The organism is Rhizobium sp. 05L419 (genome assembly GCF_056397845.1).
This window is the reverse complement of sequence record NZ_JBFTOF010000034.1, coordinates 23,066-46,637: the sequence shown is the minus strand read 5'-3', so window position 1 is coordinate 46,637 and position 23,572 is coordinate 23,066. Positions and strand designations below refer to the sequence as shown.

The 23,572-nt window shown below is 58.9% G+C and carries 22 protein-coding genes and 7 pseudogenes; 12 read left to right on the top strand and 17 right to left on the bottom strand.

Translation table 11 applies throughout. The features are described 5' to 3' along the window. Positions 1–80 precede the first annotated feature (80 nt). A complete protein-coding gene (locus AC1DMK_RS27960; protein ID WP_477863622.1) occupies positions 81–692 on the top strand; it encodes a CDP-alcohol phosphatidyltransferase family protein in 612 nt (203 codons plus the stop codon). Between the two features lie 109 nt (positions 693–801). On the opposite strand, the gene AC1DMK_RS27955 is transcribed toward AC1DMK_RS27960, so the two are convergent. From AC1DMK_RS27955 to AC1DMK_RS27940, 4 genes are all read right to left on the bottom strand, one after another. Then, positions 802–1,110, bottom strand: a complete 309-nt coding sequence (locus AC1DMK_RS27955) for a hypothetical protein (protein WP_477863621.1) — start codon at positions 1,108–1,110, stop codon at positions 802–804. A gap of 129 nt (positions 1,111–1,239) precedes the next feature. After that, positions 1,240–1,776 carry a globin family protein gene (locus AC1DMK_RS27950; protein ID WP_477863620.1) on the bottom strand — a complete coding sequence of 179 codons (537 nt, stop codon included), beginning with the start codon at positions 1,774–1,776 and terminating at the stop codon, positions 1,240–1,242. A gap of 46 nt (positions 1,777–1,822) precedes the next feature. Beyond that, positions 1,823–3,913 (bottom strand): hybrid sensor histidine kinase/response regulator, encoded by a 2,091-nt coding sequence (locus AC1DMK_RS27945; RefSeq protein WP_477863619.1) that lies wholly within the window; start codon positions 3,911–3,913, stop codon positions 1,823–1,825. Then, a complete protein-coding gene (locus AC1DMK_RS27940; protein WP_477863618.1) occupies positions 3,910–4,662 on the bottom strand; it encodes a response regulator in 753 nt (250 codons plus the stop codon). The genes AC1DMK_RS27945 and AC1DMK_RS27940 overlap by 4 nt, the downstream gene beginning before the upstream one ends. Positions 4,663–5,282: 620 nt before the next feature. Here AC1DMK_RS27940 and AC1DMK_RS27935 point away from each other — a divergent pair. Continuing rightward, a complete protein-coding gene (locus AC1DMK_RS27935; protein WP_477863617.1) occupies positions 5,283–5,465 on the top strand; it encodes a bacteriocin in 183 nt (60 codons plus the stop codon). 120 nt (positions 5,466–5,585) lie between these two features. On the opposite strand, the gene AC1DMK_RS27930 is transcribed toward AC1DMK_RS27935, so the two are convergent. From AC1DMK_RS27930 to AC1DMK_RS27920, 3 genes are all read right to left on the bottom strand, one after another. Next, positions 5,586–5,732: a hypothetical protein gene (locus AC1DMK_RS27930; RefSeq protein ID WP_158447642.1), complete on the bottom strand. Its 147-nt coding sequence runs from the start codon at positions 5,730–5,732 to the stop codon at positions 5,586–5,588. Positions 5,733–5,822: 90 nt separating this feature from the next. Then, on the bottom strand, positions 5,823–7,928 hold the full coding sequence (locus AC1DMK_RS27925) for a peptidase domain-containing ABC transporter (protein WP_477863616.1): 2,106 nt from the start codon (positions 7,926–7,928) through the stop codon (positions 5,823–5,825). Then, positions 7,925–9,160: a beta-barrel domain-containing protein gene (locus tag AC1DMK_RS27920; RefSeq protein ID WP_037067068.1), complete on the bottom strand. Its 1,236-nt coding sequence runs from the start codon at positions 9,158–9,160 to the stop codon at positions 7,925–7,927. Before AC1DMK_RS27920 ends, AC1DMK_RS27925 begins: the two co-directional genes overlap by 4 nt. Positions 9,161–9,455: 295 nt before the next feature. On the opposite strand from AC1DMK_RS27920, the gene AC1DMK_RS27915 reads away from it, so the two are divergent. From AC1DMK_RS27915 to AC1DMK_RS27895, 5 genes and pseudogenes are all read left to right on the top strand, one after another. After that, entirely contained in the window at positions 9,456–10,307 is an 852-nt protein-coding gene (locus AC1DMK_RS27915; RefSeq protein ID WP_477863615.1) for an ADYC domain-containing protein, read from the top strand. Between the two features lie 95 nt (positions 10,308–10,402). Further along, positions 10,403–10,705 (top strand): hypothetical protein, encoded by a 303-nt coding sequence (locus tag AC1DMK_RS27910; protein ID WP_037067069.1) that lies wholly within the window; start codon positions 10,403–10,405, stop codon positions 10,703–10,705. 190 nt (positions 10,706–10,895) lie between these two features. Beyond that, positions 10,896–11,468, top strand: coding sequence for a hypothetical protein (locus AC1DMK_RS27905; protein WP_477863614.1), 573 nt, complete (start codon positions 10,896–10,898; stop codon positions 11,466–11,468). Between the two features lie 171 nt (positions 11,469–11,639). Beyond that, positions 11,640–12,477: pseudogene (locus AC1DMK_RS27900) on the top strand (PA3715 family protein). Between the two features lie 188 nt (positions 12,478–12,665). Then, complete coding sequence (locus tag AC1DMK_RS27895; protein ID WP_477863613.1) at positions 12,666–13,655, top strand: DUF3592 domain-containing protein; 990 nt, start codon at positions 12,666–12,668, stop codon at positions 13,653–13,655. Between the two features lie 362 nt (positions 13,656–14,017). On the opposite strand, the gene AC1DMK_RS27890 is transcribed toward AC1DMK_RS27895, so the two are convergent. Together AC1DMK_RS27890 and AC1DMK_RS27885 are read right to left on the bottom strand one after the other, a co-directional pair. Beyond that, the gene (locus AC1DMK_RS27890) at positions 14,018–14,800 is read right to left on the bottom strand and encodes an ADYC domain-containing protein (RefSeq protein ID WP_477863612.1); all 783 of its coding nucleotides are present in this window, start codon (positions 14,798–14,800) and stop codon (positions 14,018–14,020) included. A gap of 113 nt (positions 14,801–14,913) precedes the next feature. Beyond that, a complete protein-coding gene (locus tag AC1DMK_RS27885) occupies positions 14,914–15,171 on the bottom strand; it encodes a hypothetical protein (protein ID WP_477863611.1) in 258 nt (85 codons plus the stop codon). 770 nt (positions 15,172–15,941) lie between these two features. On the opposite strand from AC1DMK_RS27885, the pseudogene AC1DMK_RS27880 reads away from it, so the two are divergent. The 4 genes and pseudogenes from AC1DMK_RS27880 to AC1DMK_RS27865 all read left to right on the top strand — a co-directional run. Further along, a pseudogene (locus AC1DMK_RS27880) lies at positions 15,942–16,205 on the top strand (DUF433 domain-containing protein); the annotation flags it as partial. 58 nt (positions 16,206–16,263) lie between these two features. Beyond that, positions 16,264–16,362, top strand: a pseudogene (locus tag AC1DMK_RS27875) (IS5/IS1182 family transposase); the annotation flags it as partial. A gap of 135 nt (positions 16,363–16,497) precedes the next feature. Beyond that, positions 16,498–16,812 (top strand): antibiotic biosynthesis monooxygenase, encoded by a 315-nt coding sequence (locus tag AC1DMK_RS27870; RefSeq protein WP_477863630.1) that lies wholly within the window; start codon positions 16,498–16,500, stop codon positions 16,810–16,812. A 20-nt stretch (positions 16,813–16,832) separates the two neighbouring features. Continuing rightward, on the top strand, positions 16,833–17,702 hold the full coding sequence (locus AC1DMK_RS27865; RefSeq protein ID WP_477863610.1) for a sigma-70 family RNA polymerase sigma factor: 870 nt from the start codon (positions 16,833–16,835) through the stop codon (positions 17,700–17,702). Positions 17,703–18,011: 309 nt separating this feature from the next. Here AC1DMK_RS27865 and AC1DMK_RS27860 read toward each other — a convergent pair whose 3' ends face one another. The 5 genes and pseudogenes from AC1DMK_RS27860 to AC1DMK_RS27840 form a co-directional block, all read right to left on the bottom strand. Then, complete coding sequence (locus tag AC1DMK_RS27860; RefSeq protein ID WP_477863609.1) at positions 18,012–19,055, bottom strand: LLM class flavin-dependent oxidoreductase; 1,044 nt, start codon at positions 19,053–19,055, stop codon at positions 18,012–18,014. A 130-nt stretch (positions 19,056–19,185) separates the two neighbouring features. After that, entirely contained in the window at positions 19,186–19,581 is a 396-nt protein-coding gene (locus AC1DMK_RS27855; RefSeq protein WP_051974190.1) for a DUF1622 domain-containing protein, read from the bottom strand. 157 nt (positions 19,582–19,738) lie between these two features. After that, positions 19,739–20,279 (bottom strand): annotated as a pseudogene (locus tag AC1DMK_RS27850) (MFS transporter); the annotation flags it as partial. Between the two features lie 2 nt (positions 20,280–20,281). Beyond that, positions 20,282–20,350 (bottom strand): annotated as a pseudogene (locus tag AC1DMK_RS27845) (hydrolase); the annotation flags it as partial. A gap of 13 nt (positions 20,351–20,363) precedes the next feature. After that, positions 20,364–21,297 (bottom strand): annotated as a pseudogene (locus AC1DMK_RS27840) (VOC family protein). A 120-nt stretch (positions 21,298–21,417) separates the two neighbouring features. Between AC1DMK_RS27840 and AC1DMK_RS27835 the strand changes: the two are divergent. After that, positions 21,418–22,317, top strand: a complete 900-nt coding sequence (locus AC1DMK_RS27835) for a LysR family transcriptional regulator (protein WP_477863608.1) — start codon at positions 21,418–21,420, stop codon at positions 22,315–22,317. A gap of 47 nt (positions 22,318–22,364) precedes the next feature. On the opposite strand, the pseudogene AC1DMK_RS27830 reads toward AC1DMK_RS27835, so the two are convergent. The 3 genes and pseudogenes from AC1DMK_RS27830 to AC1DMK_RS27820 form a co-directional block, all read right to left on the bottom strand. Beyond that, a pseudogene (locus AC1DMK_RS27830) lies at positions 22,365–22,546 on the bottom strand (gamma-glutamylcyclotransferase); the annotation flags it as partial. 5 nt (positions 22,547–22,551) lie between these two features. Further along, positions 22,552–23,043 (bottom strand): SRPBCC family protein, encoded by a 492-nt coding sequence (locus AC1DMK_RS27825; RefSeq protein ID WP_477863607.1) that lies wholly within the window; start codon positions 23,041–23,043, stop codon positions 22,552–22,554. Next, entirely contained in the window at positions 23,024–23,386 is a 363-nt protein-coding gene (locus AC1DMK_RS27820) for an ArsR/SmtB family transcription factor (protein ID WP_477863606.1), read from the bottom strand. The genes AC1DMK_RS27825 and AC1DMK_RS27820 overlap by 20 nt, the downstream gene beginning before the upstream one ends. Positions 23,387–23,572 lie beyond the last annotated feature (186 nt).

Sequence of the window (23,572 nt, the reverse complement as noted above, 5' to 3'; positions counted from 1 at the left end):
CCTTCCTCACAGGTACGACGATCTGCACCGCCCGAGCCGGGATAGACTTCTCCGATGCCACGAAATTCCACTGAGGTAACATGTCTGTCTATCAATTGAAGTCCCGATTTCAGAATATTCTTCGCCCTCTGGTGCGCTCCCTCGCGGCACGAGGCGTCACCGCCAATCAGGTGACGGCCGTTGCTGCCGCCGTCTCGGTTGCATTGGGCCTTTTTCTGAGCGTCGCCCCGCTTCCGCATTGGTTCCTGCTGGTGCCTGTATGGTTTCTCCTGCGCATGGGTCTCAATGCCATCGACGGCATGCTCGCTCGCGAACATGGGCAGAAGAGCATTTTAGGCGCGTATCTGAACGAGATCGGTGACGTCGTGTCGGATGTCGCCCTGTATTTGCCGTTTGCGCTCATCGATCCGAACGGCTTGGTACCGGCAATGGCCGTCATATTCCTCTCGGCGCTGACGGAATTTACCGGCGTTCTGGGTCAAACGGTCGGCGCAAGCCGGCGTTACGACGGGCCACTGGGCAAGAGCGACCGTGCGGTGCTTTTCGGCGCGCTCGGAATCTTTGTCGCGGTTGGTGGTACGTTTGCAGCATGGACTTGGTGGCTCTGGGCAGTGGTGGCTCTACTTCTCGTATGGACGGTCATCAACCGTATCAGCGCCGGCATTCGCGAGGCGCACACGGCCGCCCGATAGCGAGCGGACCACCGATGCTGCCGGCTCTTCCATCGGCAAATGTCACCCGGAAAACCGTAGGGCAGCACATAAGCGTCTCGCAGCGACCAGTCTTTTGGATGCACCCCGACTATTCCACGGAGGGGATGACCCTTAGCGGGGTAGCGTAAGACTCGATACGGAGCGATTCGTGACCAAGTATGCTGACGCGTCGAAGCGGTGCTTCCTCAAGTGAACCGTCGGCGCTTTTGCGGACTGCGAACTGCCAGAATGACAATTCGCCGTCGGCGGCCAAAGCTTTCCCGATGGCACTCGCATCATTGCCCTTGAGTCTGGCGATTTCAAAAGCCGTGAGCCCGACAATGATCTCGTCTTTGACGGTGACGGTTTTGAATAAGGAAATGGGCTCCTGAGCGGATGTGGTGCCGGTAAACGACATTGCTAGCCCCATGAGCCTGCGCAGAGCAGGAGAATTGTTGACTTGAGATGGGACGCAAACATTGGAGCCCTCTGAGTTGAAATCGCGTCTTTTGGCTTTGTCATATCGCGACCTTGTTTCTCGGGCGTTTCAATCTACGCGCAGATTCGGCGACCGGCGACCCGCGACAGTGGCGGTAACAGTTGCTTTGTGAATTCCGGATTTCTCCGGAAGCGGCGTCTGAATGTTTTCAGGATGCGAAACGCCGTGTTCGCTTTGCTCATTGGCGGCGGCGATCATCACGGCGCTGATTGTGTCGTAGGCTCCCGCCCAGGCGGTTCGCAATGCGGGCGTGAAGCGCTCGCCGAAAAACAAAGACAGAGTTTCGAGAAGGGCGGTGCCGACGGTAACATAGTGTTCGTCGCGGACACCGTAACGTACGTGCTTGACGGCGAGGTTCGTTAGCGTCGGAGTGACTGCCTCGATCCTCCGCAGCGCGCCCACGACGAGTGCCAGCGCCGCCATCAGCTTCTTGCCCTGTTCCGACATGTCTGTCCGCGGGAACAGGCGTTTGAGTGAGGGGTCGTTGACGAACAGCCGTTCGTAGAACAACGCCGCTGCATCGTCGCGGACGCTGAACACCTCGGCGAAGCTGCGTTCCAGCATGATAATTTCGGATTCCTGCATCGCCCATCTCCTGCGTTTTGTCGAATGCTGCACGACAATCGCAGGCCTATGTTTCAGTCAGAGTTCGCTTCGCAGGCCCGAATGTTTCAATTGTTTCAATGCAGGCATCCTTTCGGTGTTCCGACGCGCGCCACACATCCGGAGCGCTTGCCGTCAGAGACACGAGGATGCGGCGGATATCCTCCGGCGTAAACGGCTTTTCGATCACCGGACATCCGGCACGGGCTAGGAATCGCCCTGCGGCGGGTCCCAGCGTATCGCCCGTGATGAAGCCGATACGGGTTGAAAGTGCCGGATGGGCGGTCCGCAGCCATTCGTAGAAGGCAGGCCCGTCACCGCCAGGCATATGGATGTCGCAGAGGATTGCGTCCAGCGAGAGATCGTCTTGTTCAAGCCGGGCTTTCGCTGCCTGCCCGCTATAGGCGGCGACGACGCCGAAGCCGAGCTGTTCCGCCATGTCCGAAAGCAGCTCGGCGATTCCCACTTCATCGTCAATGACGAGAAGCTGCCGTTTTTTGGCGGGGGGCGCGGCCTTGACCTCTTGGCGCACGCCAACGCCACCGCTGTGCGGAGCGGATCCCAACGGCAAACGCATGATGAAACAGGCACCGTCACCGGCGGGCCGGTCGTCGATTTCGAGCGTGCCGCTATGCGCTTCGATGAAGCCCCGAGAAACCGCGAGGCCGATCCCCGTGCCGATGCCCTGCGGTTTCGTGGTAAAATAGGGATCGAATATGCGCGAGCGGATGTTGGGCGGAATGCCGGGACCGTTGTCGGATATGCTCAGACGTACCATCTCGGCACCGGGCTCATTCTCAGCAGCGATCCGAATGCGGCGATCGCCGTTGCTTTTTGCTTCAAGCGCCTGTTGCGCGTTGACCACGAGATTGACGATGACCTGATGGATCTGATCACTATCGATCCAGAGCGCTGGCAGAGTTCCGGGCAGGTCCGTTTCGACGATAACGCCTGCGCTTCGCAAATTGTAGCTCAGGAGATCGAGAGCGTCCTTGACGAGCTGCGCCAGAAGAACGGCTTGTCGCTCGGTTTTGCCTTGCCGGGCCATGTCGAGAAAGCTGCGCACGATGCGGGCGCAGCGGTTGGCAGCATTCTCGATCTTGATGGTGCGCTGAGCCAGATCCTCTTTCTGTATGAGACCGGCTGCTCCGCTGTCCAGTCTTTCGCGCAGCATCATCGACTGACCAATGACGATCGACAAAGGGTTGTTCAACTCATGCGCAACGCCGGCGAGAAGCGAGCCGAGAGCGGCAAGCTTCTCCTTCTGATGCAGCTCCTCGCGCTGCCGCTCGATTTCCGCCTGTGCCCGGCGCGTGACGGTTAAGTCTCGCAAATGTGCGGCAAACAGTCGTCTTGTTCCCAGGGTGACATCAATGATGGTAAGCTCAATCGGGATCCGCTCTCCATTGGCACGCATTGCTTCGAGTTCCAGCCGCTGACCGAGAACTCGGCTTATCCCGTTTTCCAGATAGGATTTCATGCCGCGGCTATGGGCAGATCGCAGCTCGGGCGGAATAATCAGATCCGAAATCTGACGCCCCATCGCCTCGTCACGGGCGTAACCGAAAATCGAAACGGCCGCCGGATTGAAATCAACCACGATGCCCGTGTCGTCGATCACAACGATCGCGTCGAGGGCAGTCTCGACGATAACGGCATGATAGGCCTCAGCCACTCTTTGCGCTTCGATCCGCTCGAAAAGCTCCTGCTGTTGAACCTTCAACTGGGTCAGGTCACGTGAAAGCACTATGAATCCGGAAGCTTTGGCGCCTTCCATAGGAAAGGCTGTGATCGTTTGCTCGACATAAAGCGTACCGAGCGGGCCATAGTCCCTCCAGCCTTCCCGGCGAATACTGTCTCCGGGATGCATGTTCTCTATGACTTGTCGATAGGATTGGTGAATGGCGTCTCCAAGTACATCGGAGACCGTGCGGCCGACAACGGCTTGCTCTGCTTTGCCGACGAAGTCGAGATACTCCCGGTTCACCGAGCGATAGCAACAGGCCGGATCGATGAAGGCAGCGCAACCGACGAACCCGGCGAAGAATGCGCGCAGGAGGTGCGGGTCACCCACGGGGAAACGTTGAACTTCGCTGACCTTGCAATCGGGGTCGATCATGCCCAGCGTTTCCCCGGCGTGTAGATATAACCGGTGCCGCGCACGGTCTTGATTGTTTGCGGCTTGGCCGGATCGTGCTCGATCTTTTTGCGAATTCGGGTGACGCGAACGTCGATGCTGCGATCGAAGGGATCATTGTCGCGTTTGTGTGCAAGGTCGAGAAGCCGATCCCGCGTCAGGACCCGATCCGGATTCTGCAAAAAAGCCCGGATCAGGTCGAATTCCATCGCCGTTAGCGGTTCACCGGTACCATCCGCATGAACAAGGCAGCAGGCCTCCACATCGAGAAACATTTTTCCAAAGGGAGTTCTTTTCGCGCGTTCCAACTCATCGCTTTTCTCATGCCGGGCGACCGGCGCGCATTGCTGATTTCGACGAAGGAGTGCACGAATACGCGCCTTCAACTCGCGCAGATCGAAAGGTTTCGTAACATAGTCGTCGGCGCCGATTTCGAGGCCGACGATCTTATCGACGATGTCGCTGGCAGCCGTCAGCATCAGGATAGGCATGCTGCTTTTGGCGCGGATACGCCGAGCGATCGAAAAACCATCTTCGTCCGGCATGTTGACATCGAGAAGGAGAATGTCCGCCTCTTCTTCCGCCAGCAGCTGATCGAGCGCCGCGCCGCCAGTTGCCGTGCGCACTGAAAACCCGCTTTTATTCAGATACTCGGCGATCATGTCGCGCAAGTGTTCTTCGTCATCGACGACGATGAGGCGCGGCAATCGTGCCAAAGGTTGCTCACCCATGCGGATCTCCAAAGAGTGCTGATAGGGACAGGAAAATCGGCACTAATGCGCCCATGGCATCGCCACACTGCCGGTAACCGCGAGAGCCGGCACACAAGCCGATACCTGGGCCACGCAAAGGCAGCGAAACAATGAATTGGGTTCTTGCCGGCCGGCGAGACTTATCAATGCGCATGCAATCTTCCCCGTCTCGACAGCTGCTGGCGCATGGCAAGTCCCTAAACTAGTGCTGTGTTCTCTCGAACCATCGCATCGAAATCGCGGGCTGTCTTGGACTCACGAGAACTAAACTTGACCTCACGCGAACGAACGCAAATTTTCGCCGGCCAGCGGTCGTTTCGAAGGGACTGAGGACCGCCGTTTCCAGTTTTCATGCGCAACTCGCCATCGTGATCCTTGCATGCGAGATTTTGAGAACATATGGGGCCAGGAAAAGCTCAGATAAAAATCCTGGGGCGTGTCCGCCAAAACGATTTTTCTTCCGTCGTCCCCGGCTTGAAACAAAAGAAACACAGATGTCGATTGGCAGAAATTAGCGCGAAACGAACCGGCTTTAGTGTCCTGATGTCGACAACAAGATCGGCAACACCATCAAGGCCGCAGGACGGCAGGAGAGCAATATGAAGACCAAGACCCAGGCCATCGGCCGCACGTTGAGCATCGATGAACTCGCCCAGGTAAGCGGCGGCCACAACCCGCCCACGTACCTTGTCGGCCTTGCCGCAACGCGGACGACCGGCATCACCCCCTTGATTCCGGTCGGCGTTTCGGTCCCGCCGGATCCGTATTTCGTCGGCCACTAATTAATCGACCCGAACAATCGGGCCGACTAATTTCGCGCAAAACCGGGCATCCGCGAGGGTGTCCGGTTTTAAGCGTTCATGCCATCGTTTGGAGAGCTCGCTTAGACGGGCTGGAGGCGGTCATTCCATCAGAAACGGCGCGCCTGCTACACTGGGATCGTAGGCGATGCGTCTTTGACCTGTCCTTGTGTCGGCGAAATCCGGCATGGCATTGACGACGCGCAGGCCGGGCCAACGCAGTTGGCAAAAGCGGGCGGTGACTGTCATCGCCTCGCCGCCTTCCGTCTCGCGAAAGCGGTGACGTCATCGAGGCGAGGAGATGGCGTATCTTCCGTGTCTTTGCGAACGCACAGTGTGCTAAATGACGGACAGCGCCGCCTGGCGGCCGCTATCACGCTTAATGCGTCCGCCTTCGAACACAACCACGCGGTCGGCTGCTGCAATCGTCTCGGGACGGTGGGCAATCATGATCCGGGTGATGCGCAGCCGGGCCAGTGCCGCTGCCACCTCCCGCTCCTTGGCGATGTCGAGATTGCTCGTGCCCTCGTCCAAGAAGAGGATGGTCGGTCGGCGGTAGAGCGCACGCGCCAGCAACAGCCGCTGGCGTTGTCCGCCGGACAAGCCCGTGCCAATCTCCCCGATCATGGTGTTGTAGTTCATCGGCATGGCGAGGATCTCGGCCTCGACCCCCGCAATCGCGGCACATTCGCGCATCAGGGCGACGTCGAGAACAGGCGCGAAGAAGCTGATGTTTTCGGCGATCGAACCGGTCAGCAGCGGGTCGTCCTGCATCACCACGCCGATCTGCGAGCGGAAGGCGGCGACGCCCATCTGATCAAGCGGCCTTCCATCCACCAGCACCTCTCCCATCGACGGCCGGAGAAGACCCAGCATGATCTTCATCAACGTCGTCTTGCCGCTGCCCGAGGCGCCGGTAATCGCGATGATCTCGCCGGGCGACACCTTCAAGTTGAGCCCGTCCAGGACGGCAGGCTCGCCCTCGCCGTAGCGGAAGCTGACGCCGCGCAATTCCAGCGCGCCATTAAGGGTCGGAACGACTAGGCCCTCATTGGAGAGGCCGGGTTCCGGCGCAGCCAGGGCGATGTCGGCAATGCGGTCGAGATGCAGGTCCAGCATGTTCCACGCGATGAGCGCCTCAAGAAGCTTGCCGGCGGTGTCGAGGAACTGCTGTTTGTAGGCGATGAAGGCAAACAGCATGCCGAGGCTGAGATCGCCGGACATCACCAGCCGCGCACCGACATAGACAACCAGGATCTTTTCCAGCCCATGGATCGCATCATGGCCGATCCGTACCGTGAGATTTTGTCGCAGAAGCGCGAGCTGGCGGTTGGCGAGGCGCACATAGCGAACCTGCCAACGGGCCTCGCGCTCGGTCTCGGCGCCGGCAAGCTTGATCGCCTGCATCGTCCGCAGGGTTTCGATGAAACAGCTCTGTTCGGCCGCCGCATCGAGGATCGCTTCTTCCTGCCGGCGGCGCATTATGCCGAGACTGCCGAGGCGAAGGGCCACGAGCAGCGCGAGCGCGCCGAGCACGATCCCCGCCAGCACCGGGGAATAGACGAGGATCACCATAAGCGTGAGCACCGCCATAGCCCCGTCGACCAATGCGGCGACGAGACCTTGCGAAATAAGTTCGGTGATCGGGCGCGTTGCGCCGAAGCGCGAGGTCATGTCGCCGATGCCGCGCTTTTCGAACCAGTCGAGAGGCAAGCGCAGGAGATGATGAAACAGCGTGGCGACGACCTGGAAATTGATCGCGCTGGAGATCGTCGCCAGCAGCCGCCCGCGCAGCCAATCCGCGCCAAGCTTGATCGCTGTAAACAATCCGAAACCCAACGCCAGCGCCGTCAGAAGCCCCTGATCACCCCGGAGGATGGCCTCGTCGACAGCGAACTGCATATAAAAAGGGCTCGCCATGACGAAGGCCTGCAGCACGAGGCTGAGGAGCAGCGCCTGGACCGCTGCTGGCCAGAGCGGGCCGAGGTCGCCGCAAAGTGCCCGCACGGAGAGCCGCTTACGCTCGTCGAGCTTGCGGAACCCGGCCGTAGGCCGTAATTCCACTGCAACGCCGGTAAAATGGCGAGCCAATTCCTCCATCGTCAGCCGCACGACGCCGCGCGCGGGATCATGGATCACCGCCCTGCCCCGCCCGACGGACTTCAGCACCACGAAATGGTTCATGTCCCAATGCAGCACGGCCGGAAGATGCAGCCCGGCGATTTCATCCGGTTCCAGCCGCACGCCCCGCCCGTCGAGATCAAGGCCTGACGCGATGTCCAGTAGGGATTTAAGGTTCGCCCCCTTGACGGAAACGGCGAAGCGATGACGCAGGGCCGGCATGTCGACCATATGGCCATGGCTTGCGGTCACCATGGCAAGGCAGGTCAGGCCGCATTCGGTGACCTCGGCCTGCAACAGCAGGGGCAGGCGATGACGGCTCATGAGCGTGTCCTTGCGATCATATTCCTCAGCGGTTCCAGCATCCAGTCGAGTACCGTGTGCCGCTCCAGAATGATCTCTGCCCGCAGCGTCATGTCCGGCCGCAGCATCTCCTCATGATCGCCCTCCACGACGCGCTGGCTGTCGAGGCGAACCGTGACGAGGTAGGCAGGTTCCTGCGACCGCACGGGACCTGCGACCTCCTCCGGGGAGAGCATGGTTTCGGAAATGCGGTCGATGATTCCGCCCTGTGCGCCGAAACGCTGGAACGGAAAGGCGTCATAGGTCAGCCGAACAGGCTGGCCGGTTCGCAGAAAACCGATCGCCTGCGGCGGCACGAAGAGTTCGGCATGCATGATAGTCTTGGTCGGAACAAGGGACATCAGCGGCTTCGTGGGGTCGATCAGTTGGCCGACCGCGGCCTGGAGGGCGCTCACGCGCCCAGCCACCGGCGCCCGTACGACGGCGCCACCCCTTGCCGCGACCTCGGCCTTCTGTTGCCGCAAAGCTTCCACAGCGCCACTGAGGCGGGCGATCCGGTCCCTGCTGTCTGCTGGCAGTTGGGCCCGTTGCAACGCGATCTGCCGTTCTTCATGCACAATGGCATCGCGCCGCTGCTCCAGTGCCCCAAGGTCCTGCCTGCGAACGAGCCAGGCATCTTCGCGCACTCGTAGATCGGTATCAGTGATCAGACTGCGCTGGCGCAAGTGGTCGCCGGACTGAAACTGCTCGCTCGCAACCCGTACCCGCTGCTCGAGCAGGTCGCGTTGGCCCTCGAGGCTGTTTCGTTCCGCCTCCAGGGCCGCGATGCGGCTGTCGAGACTGCCCTGCTCGTGATCCACACGGATCGCTTCGCCGGCGATCTGCTCCTGCAGCAAAACCTCTTGGCGGTCCAGTGCCCGGCTGAGGTTACCCTGCAGGCTTCCGCCATCCTGGCCGTAACCGATGCTGAACAGGGCGGCGCCGGCCTCGACCAGAGTGCCGTCGGTGACGAAAAGCTCCGACAGCGTTCCGGATTGCGGTGCCGTTACCCGCACGATTCCTAGATCCGGAACGACAAGGCCGGTGGCCGGCTGCTTACGGGCATAGGGCATCGAGCCGATGAGGACGATGGCGATGATCACCGATCCCGCCAGAAAAGCGGTCAGTGTCGCAAGGGGGAGCGATCTGAGGTCGAGCAGGCCGGGAATGGCCTGCGCGTCGGGATGGATGGTCCGAAAGAGGGTCGTGGTCATGCAGCTACCATGATGGGTGTTGGATCGTGCCCGTTAGCCGCTTCTAGGCAAACCCCATTTCAGTCGTATTTCAAAAAGCACCTCCTTCCGGTTTGAATGTTTCGATTGTTTCAGAGCGAGGGCGCCAGCTGATGCCTCTCGGGAGAGAATTGACAGCGCCGCGGATCCCAATTGCTGGAGATCGGCTGGTCGCCAACCGGCGACAGGAGAGTAAAAGCGTCATTCCCAAAAATGAAACATAGCTGAAACAAGCCGAAATCCGATTGAAACAGCATGAACTTATTGTGTGACCATGATGATCGAAACAGACCAGCTTATCAAACTCGCTGCCGGTGCCCTGCTCTTTTGCGCGGCCCTCGCAAGCTCTTCGCTTCCGGCTGCGGCAGGGCCGCAGCCCGAGCGAATTGAGAAAACCGAAGTGGTCGGAACTGCATTCCGACTTACCTTTTCGAGTGGCAAAGTTCTTCAGGGCAAGGAACTCGTTGGCGCAACCCTGTCGCTGCGCTTGTCCGGCGATACTGTCGCTCACCGTGTCCGCATTGACGACATCGTGACCGACAGCCGTGATCCCGACGGCGAGGTGTTTCTGCACAAGGTCACCGTTGTCGATGGCCCAACACCGGTCGAACTCTGCGATCCTGATCCTGATGGAAATCGCTGGATGTTTCCGCTCAAGGGGCAATGGAATTCGGAGGGAAAGATGATTTCGCAGTCCGGTTTTACCCTTACATGTTCGGCCGGAGCACAGGGGAAGTGCGTCCGCTTCGGTTACAAGCCCTGGAAAACCCTGCCCGATGGGACGGATCTGGCGGAGTATCACCGCGCCTGCGTCAATATGGTCCGCGCCGACTATTGCGGCGACCGGGCCACGACCCGAACCGGCATGAAGATCGACATTTACGACGATCGCGGCATCCAACGCGAGGCACAGAGTTCCGGGGGCGACGAGCTGAGTTTCGAAGCGGGATGGAGTACCACGGGTGCTGTCTGCGTGGCTCATACCCGCGTCCCGGATAGGATGACGCTCGACGGCCTCCAGCACTCCTGTCCCCGCCTCGCCGACCGCCTCGGCTCGGTGCTTTGTACCGCACAGAACGCCAAAGCCGGACTGTTCGGCAAGGCGTTGATTTTCAACCGCTCCCGCTAGCGGCAACACCGTTTCCTGTCTTCAAATCCTCGAAGCGCAGGAATTTCAAAACCGCTGGATTGTCCTCGGTTCCCTTCAAACAAAAGGAAATGATCATGAAAGTCCGTCAACTCGTCGTCGCCGCACTTCTGACCGCGTCAGCGGTTCCGGCATCTGCGGAAATCGTTAGCAATGCCATCACCTCCAACGCGATTACCTCGAACGCCATCACGTCGAACGCGATTACCTCAAATGCCATCACCTCGAACGCTATCACGTCGAATGCGATTACCTCAAATGCCCTCAACACGAACGCTCTTTCAGCCGCGAGTGTCGCACCCGTCGGAAAGACCGGCGCCGGTAGTGTCGATGACGTCATTGGCGTGGAACTGCCCGATGGGAAGATCATTGCGAAGTAAGCTCGGGCGGGGCGAAGCAATTCGCCCCATCCTTGGTCCCTTTGAAGGTTCTCCTCAGAGCGTGAGGTTGCCGACAAACCATAAAGTCGCCTCCGAATTGGGGCGACATTGAATTTGATCCCTCAGATGAGCCGCTGCGCCTTGGGGTAAGTCGAACGCGGGTCTCTGAAGCAAACCAACGGAGTCTGCCATGTCGCACAGTGCGTTCGGTTGCTGCGCATTAACCGCATTTCTTCTAGCCGTTGCACCGAGTCACGCTCGTGCCAACGATCAGCAGCAACTCTTCGTATGCGGATCCGGCCCTGATGTCGCGCCCACCAATCGATTCGAACTGAAAGGGGTGCAGCAGGTCGAAGGCGGATGGACGGATTTGCAGTTCATTGGCTTCGGTGAAGGATTGGAGCCCGTATATTTTCCGTCCGAGCCTGGCCCCGGCAGAGACAAGTTCTTTTTCTCCAATTCCACCGGCGTCGACGGATATCTTGTAAATGTGCGCTTCAAGAATGGGAAAAACGCCTACCGACTCTATTCACTCCATATTCCCCCAACAACAGAAGGCGACGAAATAGGAAGCGGCGAGGCCGGTCTTGAAATCACCGGCCCTCAGGGCGAAGTCCGAAAGTTCATGTGCGACGAGAGACCTTACATGTTCATCGCTTATATGCACGACGCCATGAGTTGCGATTTCAGCAATCCCTATGGCGCAGCCGGCTGCGACTATTTCAACGTGCCACGCCGCAAGGCAGGCGACCCGCTTCGATAAGGTCCCCAATGTTTCCTTCCCATTTCAAATCAACAACTCTCCCTCTTGCGCAGGTATCGCAGGATCAGCCACTCGTTTACCAGTACCACTTCCGCTCAAGGGCCTCCGCTGTTCAGAAGGCGAGATCGTCGCAGTCCAAAAAACTATTGGAAGACCCGGAGTTTTAGCCTCATGAGAACCACCAGCACATTATATTTTGCCTTTGCCGCGTTGACCATGCTACCCGCGAGCGCATTTGCATCCTGCTCTAATCTTCAGGTCCTTCTCGATAAAGCCTATTCATTCGCCGTCCGATCTGAACACGGTTTTGAGATTGACGGCGGCTACCAGCAGTTGATCGATCCCAACACTGTCGCATGCAGCATCTGGCCGGCAAGGCCGGACCTCACTTTGCTCGCAATTCCCCGGCTCGAATCCCATCCATCGGCCGAAGATGAAACGCGCGGCGACATTGAAATGATCATCGCAAATACCAAATCGGGCAATATCGTCGCGCGATATGTCGAAAAGGGAGCCGCCCTTTCAGACGCCATCACATTTGACGGCGTCGGCCTCGATACCGGGCGTTATGACATTAAAAGCGGGCAGCGCGCCTTTGGTTTCAGAGCCCGCTACTCGTTCCAACGCATTTCCCTTCAGCGAGACTGTGCTCTGGCTCTACTCATTCGATGAGAAGGCCATTTCGCCGGTTCTGGAGGGCCTTAAGGTGGAAATTGGAAGAGGGGAAAACGATCAAAATTGCACAGGCTTTTTCGAGGCAACAATGTCTGTGATCACCCCGGGCAAGCCTGGACTCCGTGGATACCGGGCGCTGATTGTTGACCAGCTCACAAGTACGGAAACCACCAAGCCAGGTGACGAGGATTGTTTGTTGGTCAGCAAAAATACAGCACGCAAACGGTATGTCCTGCACTATGGCGACCCCCACTACGGCGCGTTTGGCGGTAAGGGCGCCTTCAAGGACGCCTCCTACAACGATCTCTTTTCGCCGATACTAAGCGATCGATGAAACATTCTTTCGCGGCGGACGGCAGCACTCCCCTTGCGACACCGGGCAGTACATTCGATCCCTGAGACGACGTGACGGAAACAGCTTGGGGCTCTTAACACGCGGCGAGTGGCGAATGGCGAGTGGCGAGTGGCGAGTGGCGAGTGGCGAGTGGCCTGCTCCAGCCAACGCAAGAGGATTGCAAGCCAATGGATCCGGAACTGAAACTGCTCCTCGCAGGTATCGTGATGGCATTCTATGGCCTGTTCATGACAGCATTGATCAGAAAATACCGTCAGGTCCAGCAAACCGATCTCTGGATCGCGGCATCGGCCCGGATCGTTTCGTCGCGGTCCGAAGGGCGCACGATAACCAACTGGACCGGGTCCGGCCGCGACGCCATCAAAGACACGGAAATCCGGAACTTTGCCCTCATTCGCTACATATTCGAGGTCGATGGCCGCAGACTCGAGGGAAAGCGGATCAGCATCGGTGAGGACTTAGGGAATTTACAGGTTGCGGAAAAACTGCAGCGTTATCCGGTAGGTGCGAGCGTGACCGTTTTCTATGACAAGGACGCGCCGGAAAATTGCGTTCTGGAGCGGGAATTGTCCGGCCGTACTTTTAAGATCGGCATTCTCGCCTGCGCGCTGTTTGGCATATGCGGATTGTTGGCCACCCTTGCCGCCAGCGGTGTGCCCGACTGGCTGGGCCATCTCGGCGGCGGTTCCGGCCTGACGCCCAGTGCAATGTTCCTCGCAATTATCGGCCTGTTTGCAGCGGCATTCGGATGCGCGCTGCATCGAAGCGGTGCCGCCACGTTTCATTGGTCCAGAGTGACCGGGACCATTGTTTCGTCGTCCGTCGATACCGTGGAAATGCGGCCGTCGTTCAACCCGGCCCATTTTTGGCGGATAAGGACACTGTACAGATCGCGCACCCGTTACGCTTATACGGTGGCGGGTGTGACATACGAGAGCGATCGGACCAGCTTCAGCGCCCAGAGCTACGCCAGCTTCCGGCTTTTTGCGAAACACGGTGCCGCCCAGTTCGCTGCGGGGCAGCCGGTAGACGTATTTTACAATCCGAGTGCCCCCGAGCAGGCCGTGCTGACACCGGGCACACCGGGTCAGCTCATGGTTTGGCTGACAGCCGCAGCATCCTTGGCTGGCGCCTTGCAACTTGAGGGATTGATTTGAATCATGCGATGCTTGGTGTTCTGCTGTTTGTCCCTGCCGGCCGCACCGAAAGTACGGTTCGTCGGGCCTTGCAGTTGTCGCCAACCTGCTTTGCCATGTTCATTCCCGCAGCGCAGAAACCCGACCCGGTAGACATGTTTGCCACGGGCGCTATCCACTGCTGCCCGCAGCTTGATCTCGCTATATCCGTGAGTATGCAGCACCGCCTCCAAGGCGCTCAACGCACGCTAAACATTTTTATCCTATACCCCTCACGCGGGGCGTTCATGCTCACGGGCGGACGACAAGGCACGGAAGATGGCGCGGTTTTCAACGGTGCTGTCGCGAACTTCGTTCAAAAAGCTCTCTTTGCGGAAGATCCGCTATCGCGATCGATTGAAGAGCAAGGCGCCCCGTCGACGGGCCTCGGCCTCATCGCAAGGCGTCGCCGCAAATTCCGGGCGTAATTTCAATAGCGCCTTGGTCGAAAGCAGGTCGTCCCAGCGGGTATGCGCTACGCAGACCGCGCCGTCCGGCCCCCAGCCAGCCTCGAATGTCCAGGCCGGATCGCCATCATCGGAAACTGGAACGATACCGGCTATATCGCTCATCTCGATCCAGGTGCCGTCGCGGGTGTAAGTCGCACCTCGTCCTTCGTAGTCGGCGCGCACCATATGCTGGCAAGCCTGGTAGAAGGGCGCGAGGTCAGCTCCGTTAGACGCGCGGCGGAAGGGATTATAGCCCCACAGAATGCACTTTCCCTGAGAGCCGGACGTACAAGCCAGGAACCAGCTCTGAGGGTCTTTCACATAACGGCCMCCAGCGTCCCAACGTCCTTCAACCGGAAAACCGGCACGCCGTCCATAGGCGTCCGGTTCACACATCGGTTTCCAATTGCCGCCGACGCCGTCCGCGACGCTGAAACGATGCAGAAGGATGGTCGGATCTTCTGCAGCAGGCTCGACACCGTCAAGACGGGCAGTGAAGACCTGCCCATCGAAGCCTCGAATTTGCATCACCGCCCCGACAAGCTCCTCGGAACCCAGGCGCCGTCCGTCCGTCATCGTCCATTCGAACCGCGTCTCGTGGACACGCATGGCAGCCTGGGCGGGCGCGATGGCGAACAGAAAGCTGACAAGGGCGACAAAACGGAGAAAGTGGACCATGGTTCAGATCTTAAGCATGTCGCGCAAAAGTGTGGAGCCGTTTTCTTCTGTAAGTGAACGCGGCCATCCTGGCCGCGTCGAGGCTGACAAACCGCTCAGTGCCCTGACCTAATTTATCGTCCGTCTCCAAATTTGATGGGAAGGGACACTGAAATCACATTCATGCTGGCCTGCGATGCGCTGCCTGCTGCGGGCACGGAGCACGGGACGGAAGGCCCCATGCCCCTGGGCGAGCCATCGACACGCTCGGACGTGAGGCCGCTCTTGGCGCGACCATTGAGGCCGCCAGTGCCCTTGGTCGAACCGCCAGCAGTGGCGGCGGTCGCCGTAGCAAGGAAGACACTGGCGAGGGCAACGAAGGTTTTGTTCATGATCCTATCCCGTTCTGTTTGAGTGGATGCACCATAACGAAGAGATGTTCCCCGTGGATTTCAGGTTTGTTTCTGCCGAGTTTCAGTGGCCATGTTAAAAACTCTGCCTCTGCCGATCATTGATCCGGCTATCGGGCTAACGGACTCCACCTCTCGGTTCAGGTGCCCTGATCGGGAGAGGACCGCGATGCGATTGAGCGCCACGGCAATCCTTTCGCGGCAGCGACTGGCTGGTCAGGCACGCGCGGAGCATCGATTTCGCGAAACCTCGGCAGTCACCGCATCAAGGAGCGGCACGCGCTTGCCGATTTCACCTACGACACGTTCGGAGAAAAGGGCTGCGCGATTGCCTTCTGCCTCAGTGGCAGCCGCGAGATGCAATCCGCCTATCGTCAGTGATCTCGAGGGCTATCTGGTATGCCTCGGTTGAATTGGAGCTCCGCCTGTCGGCTGCGGTGATGCAGCGCGCGGCCATTTCGGCAGTCGCAATTGACGAAAAAACACCCTGCCAGGATATAGGATCGAAAGACATCGCAGCGAGCGTCTTGCAGCCGCAAAAGTGCCGATTCTAAGGGTAGCAAGCGCCGCCGTTGTCGGAAGCGTCACCGCCGCACCGCTACTCGAGAATTGCAGGCCGGTCTCGCCAACATTTGTGCTGCTGATGTGCCATGGCGGTCCGGCATTGTGAAAATGGAATGCAGCATAGACGAAGTCGTTCTTCAGGGGCGCGCCGGATGGGAAAAGCGAGAAGTCGGCACAGAGCGCCGTCCCTCGGCGGGGCCCCCGTGATCAGAGGAACCCGCATTCCTGTCTACGACATCGCTGCATCGGTGACCGCAGGCATTCCGACGCAGCGCATCCTTGAGGCCTATCCTGGTCCCAGCGAACACCAGACACGGCTGGCAGCGATTTTTGCGGAAGCGAATCCGCCGCGGGGTCGACCACGTTTGGCCGCCGATATTCCAGAAGGCGCCGTGATCGTCACTGATCGACGGATTTCCCGTCGCAGGAAGGCGGATGAAATTCCTTATTGATGAATGCCTGAGCCCGGAATTGGCGAAACGAGCAATTCAGGCCAGCCAAATCACCTGGCTGAAGCTATCAGAAGGTCTCCTGACATCCGTGCTGGAGTTGATGAGATTGGATCTCGCCGTGCCCGATCAGACGGAAGGGGCGAGGCGACACCGAACAGACCTAAACCCGGACTTCGTAAAAACTAAAAGTGGCGAAAAAATTTATCATTGCGATCCGTTTTGCCCGTTTCCAACGTCTTCTGATAGCCGAGCGCAATTCGCGCCATTGGAAGATGATAGTTGGAGAAGACCGATGAGCATTAAGACCGCTAAACAAATCACACTCATAAACGTCCTTTCGGTTTTGCCGGAAAACCAGCAGGCGCTTGTTGAGTTGTTACAAGAAAATACCGAAACGATTATCCGGTCGCTCAAAGGCTGGATTGCGACCGATCTGATAGCGAGCGCCGATGGCGAGCAGGTGGTCATTCATTCCCGGTGGGAAACACAGGCAAACGTCATGGCTATGCGTACCGATCCACGCATGGCTGCTTATTTTCCTAGAATTGCCGCGCTCGCATCTTTAAAATCGATTGTCGGCGAAGTCGTGATGTCGCATCATCGCTGATATCAAAGAACTAGGCCCTCATGATTAATGATAACGAATTCAAAAGTCTGCTCGCGAGCGTGCGGCCGAGGCTGCACCGCTATTGCGCTCGTATGGTAGGCTCCGCGGTTGACGGTGAGGATGTGGTCCAGGATGTCCTGCTCCGCGCCGTCAAAGCGCGGTCTATCAACACCCAGATTGACAATATGGAGGGCTGGTTGCTTCGCGTAGCGCACAACGCCAGCTTAGACTTGCTACGCCGTAAGGCCAGATCGCGTTTCGAACCGCTCGAAGACGAAATGCATTTCATCTTTGAAGAACTGCCGCAGCTCGAGTTAGCAACGGTCGGATTTCGGACCTTTCTGGAGCTTTCGACTCTTCAGAGATGTGCTGTCGTACTGAAGGATGTGCTCGGCTACACGGTCGAAGAAGTTGCCGAAGTTGCAGGCTGTAGTGCGCCTGCCGCCAAATCAGCACTGCAGCGTGGCAGGTTGCGTTTGAGAGAAATCTCTCAGCAAGACCGCAATGATATCGTCTTGCCACTTCTAAATGATGATGAGCGTCGCCGGATGTCGGCTTATGTCGATGCTTTCCGCTCGGGCGATTTCGATGCGATCCGTAGGATGCTCGCAGATGAAGTTAGTGTAGATTTGGTCAATCGGCTCCAATTGACTGGCCGAGATCGCGTTGCCCCGTATTTCACGCGGTATGCGGAAGCAGAGAATTGGGATTACCGGTTCGGCGCAATCGATGGCTATCTCTCGATGCTGGTCTATGACAAGGCCAATCCTTCAAAAAGACCAGCGCACTTCATCATCATCGATTGGACAGAGGACAAAATCCTGAGAATTCGGGACTTCCTATTTGCCCCCTATGCAATCGAAGCTGCCGACTGGGTGCTTGTTGGTTGAAATGGACCTGGGTGACTGCTTTTTGGCGCGTTCCGGGCGAAACCCAGCTGTCCCAACAGACTGGTAGGCTGGTTTGCTCCAAAATCATGCCAAACAGAACAACGCATCTCGGCTGCATAAGTCGAAGGGTTCAATCGGAAAGGCGTTACTGGCCTCACGGCTCCATAGCGGGCTGCCACTGCGCGCGTTCCGCAGCGGCGGTAGAGCTGATGAAAGCAGCCTGACCCACTATAAAGGGCGTGGACTGCGTTCGGGATTCGATCGCTTCGCAGAATGTGGAGCGATCGATGACGCTCTCTCTCTCAAATTTTACGCGCCATGCTTGGCGAGGAGAGATCTGACCATAGGAATGACCTTCGTCCCATAAAGCTCGATGCTGCGCATAAGCTTCTCATGCTCCATCGGGCCGGCCGAATATTTCATCTGGAAACGCGAGATTCCGAGTGTTCGGACGAGGTTTGCGATCTTCGTCGCCACCGTTTCCGGCGATCCCGCGTAAAGCGAGCCATGCTCGATCTCGTTCTCGAAATCTCGCTCCGTTACGGGCGGCCAGCCGCGCTCTCTGCCGAGACGATCACGGATCTTCTTGAAATGTGGAAACAGGTCACGGCGGGCCTGCTCGTCGCTTTCCGCGATATAGCCCGGCGAGTGGACTCCGATTTCACGTCCGGGACTGCCCGCCTGTTCCGATGCCTTCTGATAAAGTTCGACATAGGGAGCGAACCGTCGTGGATCGCCGCCGATGATGGCGAGCATAAGCCGCATGTCATGCCGTACAGCACGAATGACTGAGTCCGGGCTGCCGCCAACACCGATCCAGGTTTTCAGGCGTCCTCCGGCGATCGGAGGATAGATGCGCTGATCCTTCAATGGCGGGCGCCAGTCGCCTTCGTAATCGATCACGTCCTTGGTGACGAGCTCGGAGAAGAGATCCAGCTTTTCCTCGAAGAGTTCCTCGTATTTCGACAGATCGTAGCCGAAGAGTGGGAAGGATTCGATGAAGGAGCCGCGACCGAGAATGACCTCTGCACGTCCGTTGGAGAGCGCGTCGAGGGTAGAAAATCGCTGGAACACCCGGATCGGATCGTCTGAGCTGAGGACAGTAACCGCCGATCCCAGCCGTATTCGTTGCGTGCGCGAGGCAATGGCGGATAACACGACTTCCGGTGCAGACACCGCAAAGTCCCGCCGATGGTGTTCGCCGATCCCGAAAAAGTCGATGCCATTCCGGTCAGCGAGAACTCCCTCTTCGATAACGTTGCGGATGACCTGCGGCTGGGCAAGAAGCTGTCCGTCGGGAGCCGTTGTGACATCGCCGAACGTGTCGAGGCCGAATTCAAGATCATAAGTCATGGGACCTGCCATAAGGTTTTGAGGTGAGCATGCTCGTCAGGGAGCTCTGCGGGACAAGGAGATAGCGAAATTCGGGTTGGCGTCTTGCCGGATATCACGGTCTTCTGCGCATATGGCCGGTGGCATGCGGTCACCGGGTCTGTCCGCCACGCCGCGAGCCCCGCGACCAAGGCCACTGGCCATCGATCTCGGCTTCCAGGGAAAAGCTCAGGAAAGTCCGGATCAGCACGATCAGTCCGAGAAGGCCGACGCTTTCCCAGGTCAGGGGCGCGATGATCGTGGCGATGATGTCCGCACCGATCAGGATTTCCAATCCGAGCAGGATCCCTCGCCCGAGATTGGCCCGGTACCGGTCATAAGCGGCAGGCCTCGATGCAGAGGTCAGGTCACGAACGTAACCGACGGTGGCGACCACAACCCCGATTAGGATTACAGCGACGCCGAAGAACTCGAGACCTGATGCCAGCGGCTTTAGGATCGGTGCGATCAAGCTCGCCAGGCCGCCGACTTCGCTACCAAATTCCATTGCAGTTTTCCTTCGGGTTCGGTGAAGCGGCGTATCCGTCTGATGAAGCTATATTGATGCGAAAGGCACCCACCAACAATTGCATCAATAATGTCGACTCAATTGCCATCTTTGAAATTGTGAGAGGCCGTTTTGCCCCTCTCCGTCTTAAACACACTCAAGCTTTGCCTGGCCGATTGATTGTCAGGAAGTGCCCGGCTTCTCCGGACCCGTATGGTAGCCCAGGACCTTGCCCTGCAAGTCTGCGTCGGCATTCGAGACCCGCTTGTGCTGCCGCAGATGCTCTGACCAACGACTCTGCCCTGAACCATTCGACCAACGTTTCCGGATCGGCTGAGTCTTCGGTGACGCCCCAACCATACGCACCGTCGCGGCGACGTTCCTGGGAAAGCGTGTCCAGCGCATGCCGGAAAGCAGTACGGTGATGCTTTTCGACAGGTACTCGATCAGGATCAGGACAGGACCGCGGTCATGGGCAACAGGTTCGGCAAAGAGCGGTTCTGGCCAGTGGTTGGAAGGCACCATGTCGACATCACCGGCAGGCAGCTTGAGACGGTGCATGATGAAGCCGGCGACCAGCAATCCGGCCGCGCCGGTCAGCAGTGCTCCATGATGCCGGTAGCCTCACCAGCCGCACCCCAGCCGAGGCTGCCGGCCGTCATGGCGCCGTTGAAGACAGTGAGGTCACGGCCACGCACATCTTCGCCAGCGCATCGCGGACGTTCTGATCGTCCCAGGAGTTCATCGAGGTGCGCTCCAGGATGTCGTTCGAGAACCCGGCCTTACGCAGCAAGCGGCTCGAGATTGGCCTCGATCTGGTCGCGGAAATTCTCGTAGCGACTTGGCAGCTTCAGCGCTTCGCCCAGATGAGCCGTGTCCTCGTCCCTGTTGAAACCGGGCTCGTTGGTGGCGATTTCGAACAGGATCCCGCCCGGTGTACGGAAGTAGATGGCCCAGAAGTAATCGCGGTCGATAACCGGCGTCACCTGGTAACCGGTGTCCATCAGCGCCTTGCGAACCTCGAGCTGCTTCTCGCGATTTTCGACAGCAAAAGCGATGTGATGGACCGAGCCAGCCCCCTGGCGGGCAAACGGCGTTTTCGGGAGCGAAGCCAGATCGATCGTGTCGGCACCATTGCCGCCGGGAATGATAAACCGGGTAACGTCGCCTTCGACTTCCGCTCGCTCATAGCCCATGAAGCGAAGCAGTTCTTCCGTGGCGGCCGTCTCGTGCAGGTTGAAGCGCGCTCCGGAAAAGCCGCGGATGGCAACGTCGTCCGCTACACCCTGACCGTTCCAGGCGGCGCGGTTGTCGTCAGTGGTCTCGACCAGTGCAAAGCCGTCACCGTCGGGACCGATGAAGCGCAAGCGGTTGGCGCCGAACACGGTGTCGCTCTCAACTCCGCCAACACCCCTGGGCGAGGAAGCGATCCTTCCAGAAGGACAGCGCACCCTCTGGGATGGCGAACTGGGTTTCGCCGACTTCACCAACGCCCGGGCGACCGGTCATCATGTTGGCAAAGGGGAAGTAGGTCATGACGGAACCGGGCGTGCCGTTTTCGTCACCGTAATATAGATGGTAGACGCTCGGATCGTCGAAATTCACGGTCTTTTTCACGCGCCGCAGACCGAGCGTGTCGGTGAAGAACCTGTTGTTCTCTCGCGCATCCGACGCCATGGAGGTGATGTGATGCAGTCCCTTGATGTCCTTGATCATGGCCGTTGCCTTTCTGCGCTGGCGTTGTCCGTTTCGTTGAACAGAGATTTAGCTGGGTTGATTGCTGCGCGGAATTGCAATATTTCTTTCGAGTGAATTGCATTTTCTGAAACAATTGAGATGAATGACTACAAAGCCCTGAAAATCTTTCTGCTGGCGGCCGAGAAGCGCAATTTTGCGCAGGTCGCACGCGAACTCGACATGACCCCTGCCGCTGTGACACGCGCGATCGCGGCCCTCGAGGACGATCTTGGTGTCCAGCTTTTCGTTCGGACCACCCGCCAGGTATCGCTGACGACAGACGGCGCCGTCTTTGCCGCCCAGGTTCAGCCTGCGGTAGATGCGCTCGACAGCGCCCGCAAGGATGTCAGGAACGCGCACAAGGCCGATCAGGGCCGCCTGAGGATCAGCGCGCCTACATGGTTCGGCAAGGCCGTGCTGCCACCGATCCTCTCGGGCTTTCGGGAGCTCTATCCCAAGATGAGTTTCGAGATCTCGCTGTCGGACGGGCTGGTAAATATCGTCGACGACGATTACGACCTGGCGATCCGCATCTCGTCGCAGCCATCGGACAAGTTCACGATCTGGCGCAAGATCCGTATCGTACCGCGCATTCTGGTTGCCGCACCGGGAAGCCGGTTCGCGGAGATGCAGCATCCAAGCGTGCTGACACCCGACGATTGCCTTGCCTATAGCGGCGAAAGCAGGCGGGAAAACTGGGTCCTGTCGGATGGCGGATCGAGCATAACGATAGCGGCCGGCCGGGCATTCAGCGCCAACAATGGCGAGGTTCTCGCCGACATGGCCGCCGATGGCGCCGGCGTTGCCATGCTGCCCGGCTTTCATATTTCGGAACACCTGAGGACGGGAAAATTGGTTCATGTCCTGCAGGGATGGTCGCCGCCGGATCTCTGGCTGACGCTCTATTACCCGCCCTATCAGGCCCTGCCACCGCGCATCGCTTCGTTCTCGAAATTTTTCGAGGAACAGGTTGCTGTCCATATGGTGACGCTGGACTGAACGACACATTGTCGCAGTTGGGCCAGATGCCTCAACTGCGCCAGATGTCACGCGACCTGATGCGCGGTTATTTCCGCTGCGACCAGCGCCTGCAGGCGCCACAGATTGCGGTCCTGAATTCCCTCTCCACAAAGATAGACGACGGTCTTGGCAGATACTCGGCACAGGAGCCACCCTCGCCGCAGGCCTTTGCGATCAGTTGTGCCGCCTGTTCGGCCGGCAGCGGACGGCCTGTCACGCGCTCGCGCCAAGGGAGATGAGAAGTTCATCCAACTGCGCGAACTGCTCGGGCATCGCGTCTTCCATGCCGACGAAAGCCTCGTCGAGGGCTTCCTTCGAGGGATAGAGCTCTTGCAGAACCAGCAGGGTTCTGCCGTTTTCTTCCTCGAAGGTCACCGTGGTGACGGCGCCACCATCGCTTTCGTCATTGGTCCACACGAGGCGCGAAGGCGGCGACACTTCGAGATACTTGCCGAAGAAGGCCATTGAGTTCGAGGCGTCGTGTCCGAACGCGATGCGATAGCTACCCCCTGTGCGAACATCCATCTCGCAGGACAGAAGGGGGATGCCGATCGACTTCGGCGCCCACCACAGCTTGAACAACTCGGGCTTGGTCCACGCGTCGAACACAAGGCGAACCGGGCCATTGAAGGTGCGCGACACGACAAGTTCGCGCTCGGACCTCCGTTCGACCGTCGTGTGGCCGTTACTCGCTCTGTCGCCCATCGACTTTCTCCTTCCGTTTCAGGACCTCGACGACTTCGTCCAGCGCGTCGAAGCGTGCGTTCCAGGTCTGGCGGCGCGCTTCGATCCAGGCCGCCTCTTCCTCGAACCCGCGCAGGCCGAGCCTGCAGGTCCGCACGCGGCCGACCTTCTCTGTCGTAACCAGCCCCGCCTGCTCCAACACGCCGACGTGCTTCTTCATGCCCGTGAGCGTCATGTGGAACTTCGCTGCAAGCTCCGTGATCGAAGCATCCGCACTCCCGAGCTGCTCCAGAACGCCACGGCGCGTGGCGTCCGAGAGCGCGGCAAAGCAGGCGTCAAGACGAGCTGTCGAAAACTGAACCATATAGTTCAGTGTATCTAGCACGCCGATCGGAGCCGCGCAAGGGGGCGCGATCGGCCTCCAAGGTGATCGGCGAGATGGAACGTAGCCGAGCGTAGCCCGAGTAGATTGGCGGCCAGCGTCGTTTCCGCTGGCAGTCCCGAAAATCTTTAACCGGCTTTTACCGAAGCGCGCCCGCCTTCAGGGCGT

What these genes read in the sequence shown, in the direction of transcription:
- AC1DMK_RS27865 (WP_477863610.1), top strand. Translation starts at nt 16,833, where the DNA reads ATGATTAATGATAACGAATTCAAAAGTCTGCTCGCGAGCGTGCGGCCG.
- AC1DMK_RS27940 (WP_477863618.1), bottom strand. Translation starts at nt 4,662, where the DNA reads ATGGGTGAGCAACCTTTGGCACGATTGCCGCGCCTCATCGTCGTCGAT.
- AC1DMK_RS27870 (WP_477863630.1), top strand. Translation starts at nt 16,498, where the DNA reads ATGAGCATTAAGACCGCTAAACAAATCACACTCATAAACGTCCTTTCG.
- AC1DMK_RS27950 (WP_477863620.1), bottom strand. Translation starts at nt 1,776, where the DNA reads ATGCAGGAATCCGAAATTATCATGCTGGAACGCAGCTTCGCCGAGGTG.
- AC1DMK_RS27895 (WP_477863613.1), top strand. Translation starts at nt 12,666, where the DNA reads ATGGATCCGGAACTGAAACTGCTCCTCGCAGGTATCGTGATGGCATTC.
- AC1DMK_RS27835 (WP_477863608.1), top strand. Translation starts at nt 21,418, where the DNA reads ATGAATGACTACAAAGCCCTGAAAATCTTTCTGCTGGCGGCCGAGAAG.
- AC1DMK_RS27935 (WP_477863617.1), top strand. Translation starts at nt 5,283, where the DNA reads ATGAAGACCAAGACCCAGGCCATCGGCCGCACGTTGAGCATCGATGAA.
- AC1DMK_RS27920 (WP_037067068.1), bottom strand. Translation starts at nt 9,160, where the DNA reads ATGACCACGACCCTCTTTCGGACCATCCATCCCGACGCGCAGGCCATT.
- AC1DMK_RS27955 (WP_477863621.1), bottom strand. Translation starts at nt 1,110, where the DNA reads ATGTCGTTTACCGGCACCACATCCGCTCAGGAGCCCATTTCCTTATTC.
- AC1DMK_RS27945 (WP_477863619.1), bottom strand. Translation starts at nt 3,913, where the DNA reads ATGATCGACCCCGATTGCAAGGTCAGCGAAGTTCAACGTTTCCCCGTG.
- AC1DMK_RS27820 (WP_477863606.1), bottom strand. Translation starts at nt 23,386, where the DNA reads ATGGTTCAGTTTTCGACAGCTCGTCTTGACGCCTGCTTTGCCGCGCTC.
- AC1DMK_RS27860 (WP_477863609.1), bottom strand. Translation starts at nt 19,055, where the DNA reads ATGACTTATGATCTTGAATTCGGCCTCGACACGTTCGGCGATGTCACA.
- AC1DMK_RS27885 (WP_477863611.1), bottom strand. Translation starts at nt 15,171, where the DNA reads ATGAACAAAACCTTCGTTGCCCTCGCCAGTGTCTTCCTTGCTACGGCG.
- AC1DMK_RS27825 (WP_477863607.1), bottom strand. Translation starts at nt 23,043, where the DNA reads ATGGGCGACAGAGCGAGTAACGGCCACACGACGGTCGAACGGAGGTCC.
- AC1DMK_RS27905 (WP_477863614.1), top strand. Translation starts at nt 10,896, where the DNA reads ATGTCGCACAGTGCGTTCGGTTGCTGCGCATTAACCGCATTTCTTCTA.
- AC1DMK_RS27960 (WP_477863622.1), top strand. Translation starts at nt 81, where the DNA reads ATGTCTGTCTATCAATTGAAGTCCCGATTTCAGAATATTCTTCGCCCT.
- AC1DMK_RS27915 (WP_477863615.1), top strand. Translation starts at nt 9,456, where the DNA reads ATGATCGAAACAGACCAGCTTATCAAACTCGCTGCCGGTGCCCTGCTC.
- AC1DMK_RS27855 (WP_051974190.1), bottom strand. Translation starts at nt 19,581, where the DNA reads ATGGAATTTGGTAGCGAAGTCGGCGGCCTGGCGAGCTTGATCGCACCG.
- AC1DMK_RS27925 (WP_477863616.1), bottom strand. Translation starts at nt 7,928, where the DNA reads ATGAGCCGTCATCGCCTGCCCCTGCTGTTGCAGGCCGAGGTCACCGAA.
- AC1DMK_RS27930 (WP_158447642.1), bottom strand. Translation starts at nt 5,732, where the DNA reads ATGACAGTCACCGCCCGCTTTTGCCAACTGCGTTGGCCCGGCCTGCGC.
- AC1DMK_RS27910 (WP_037067069.1), top strand. Translation starts at nt 10,403, where the DNA reads ATGAAAGTCCGTCAACTCGTCGTCGCCGCACTTCTGACCGCGTCAGCG.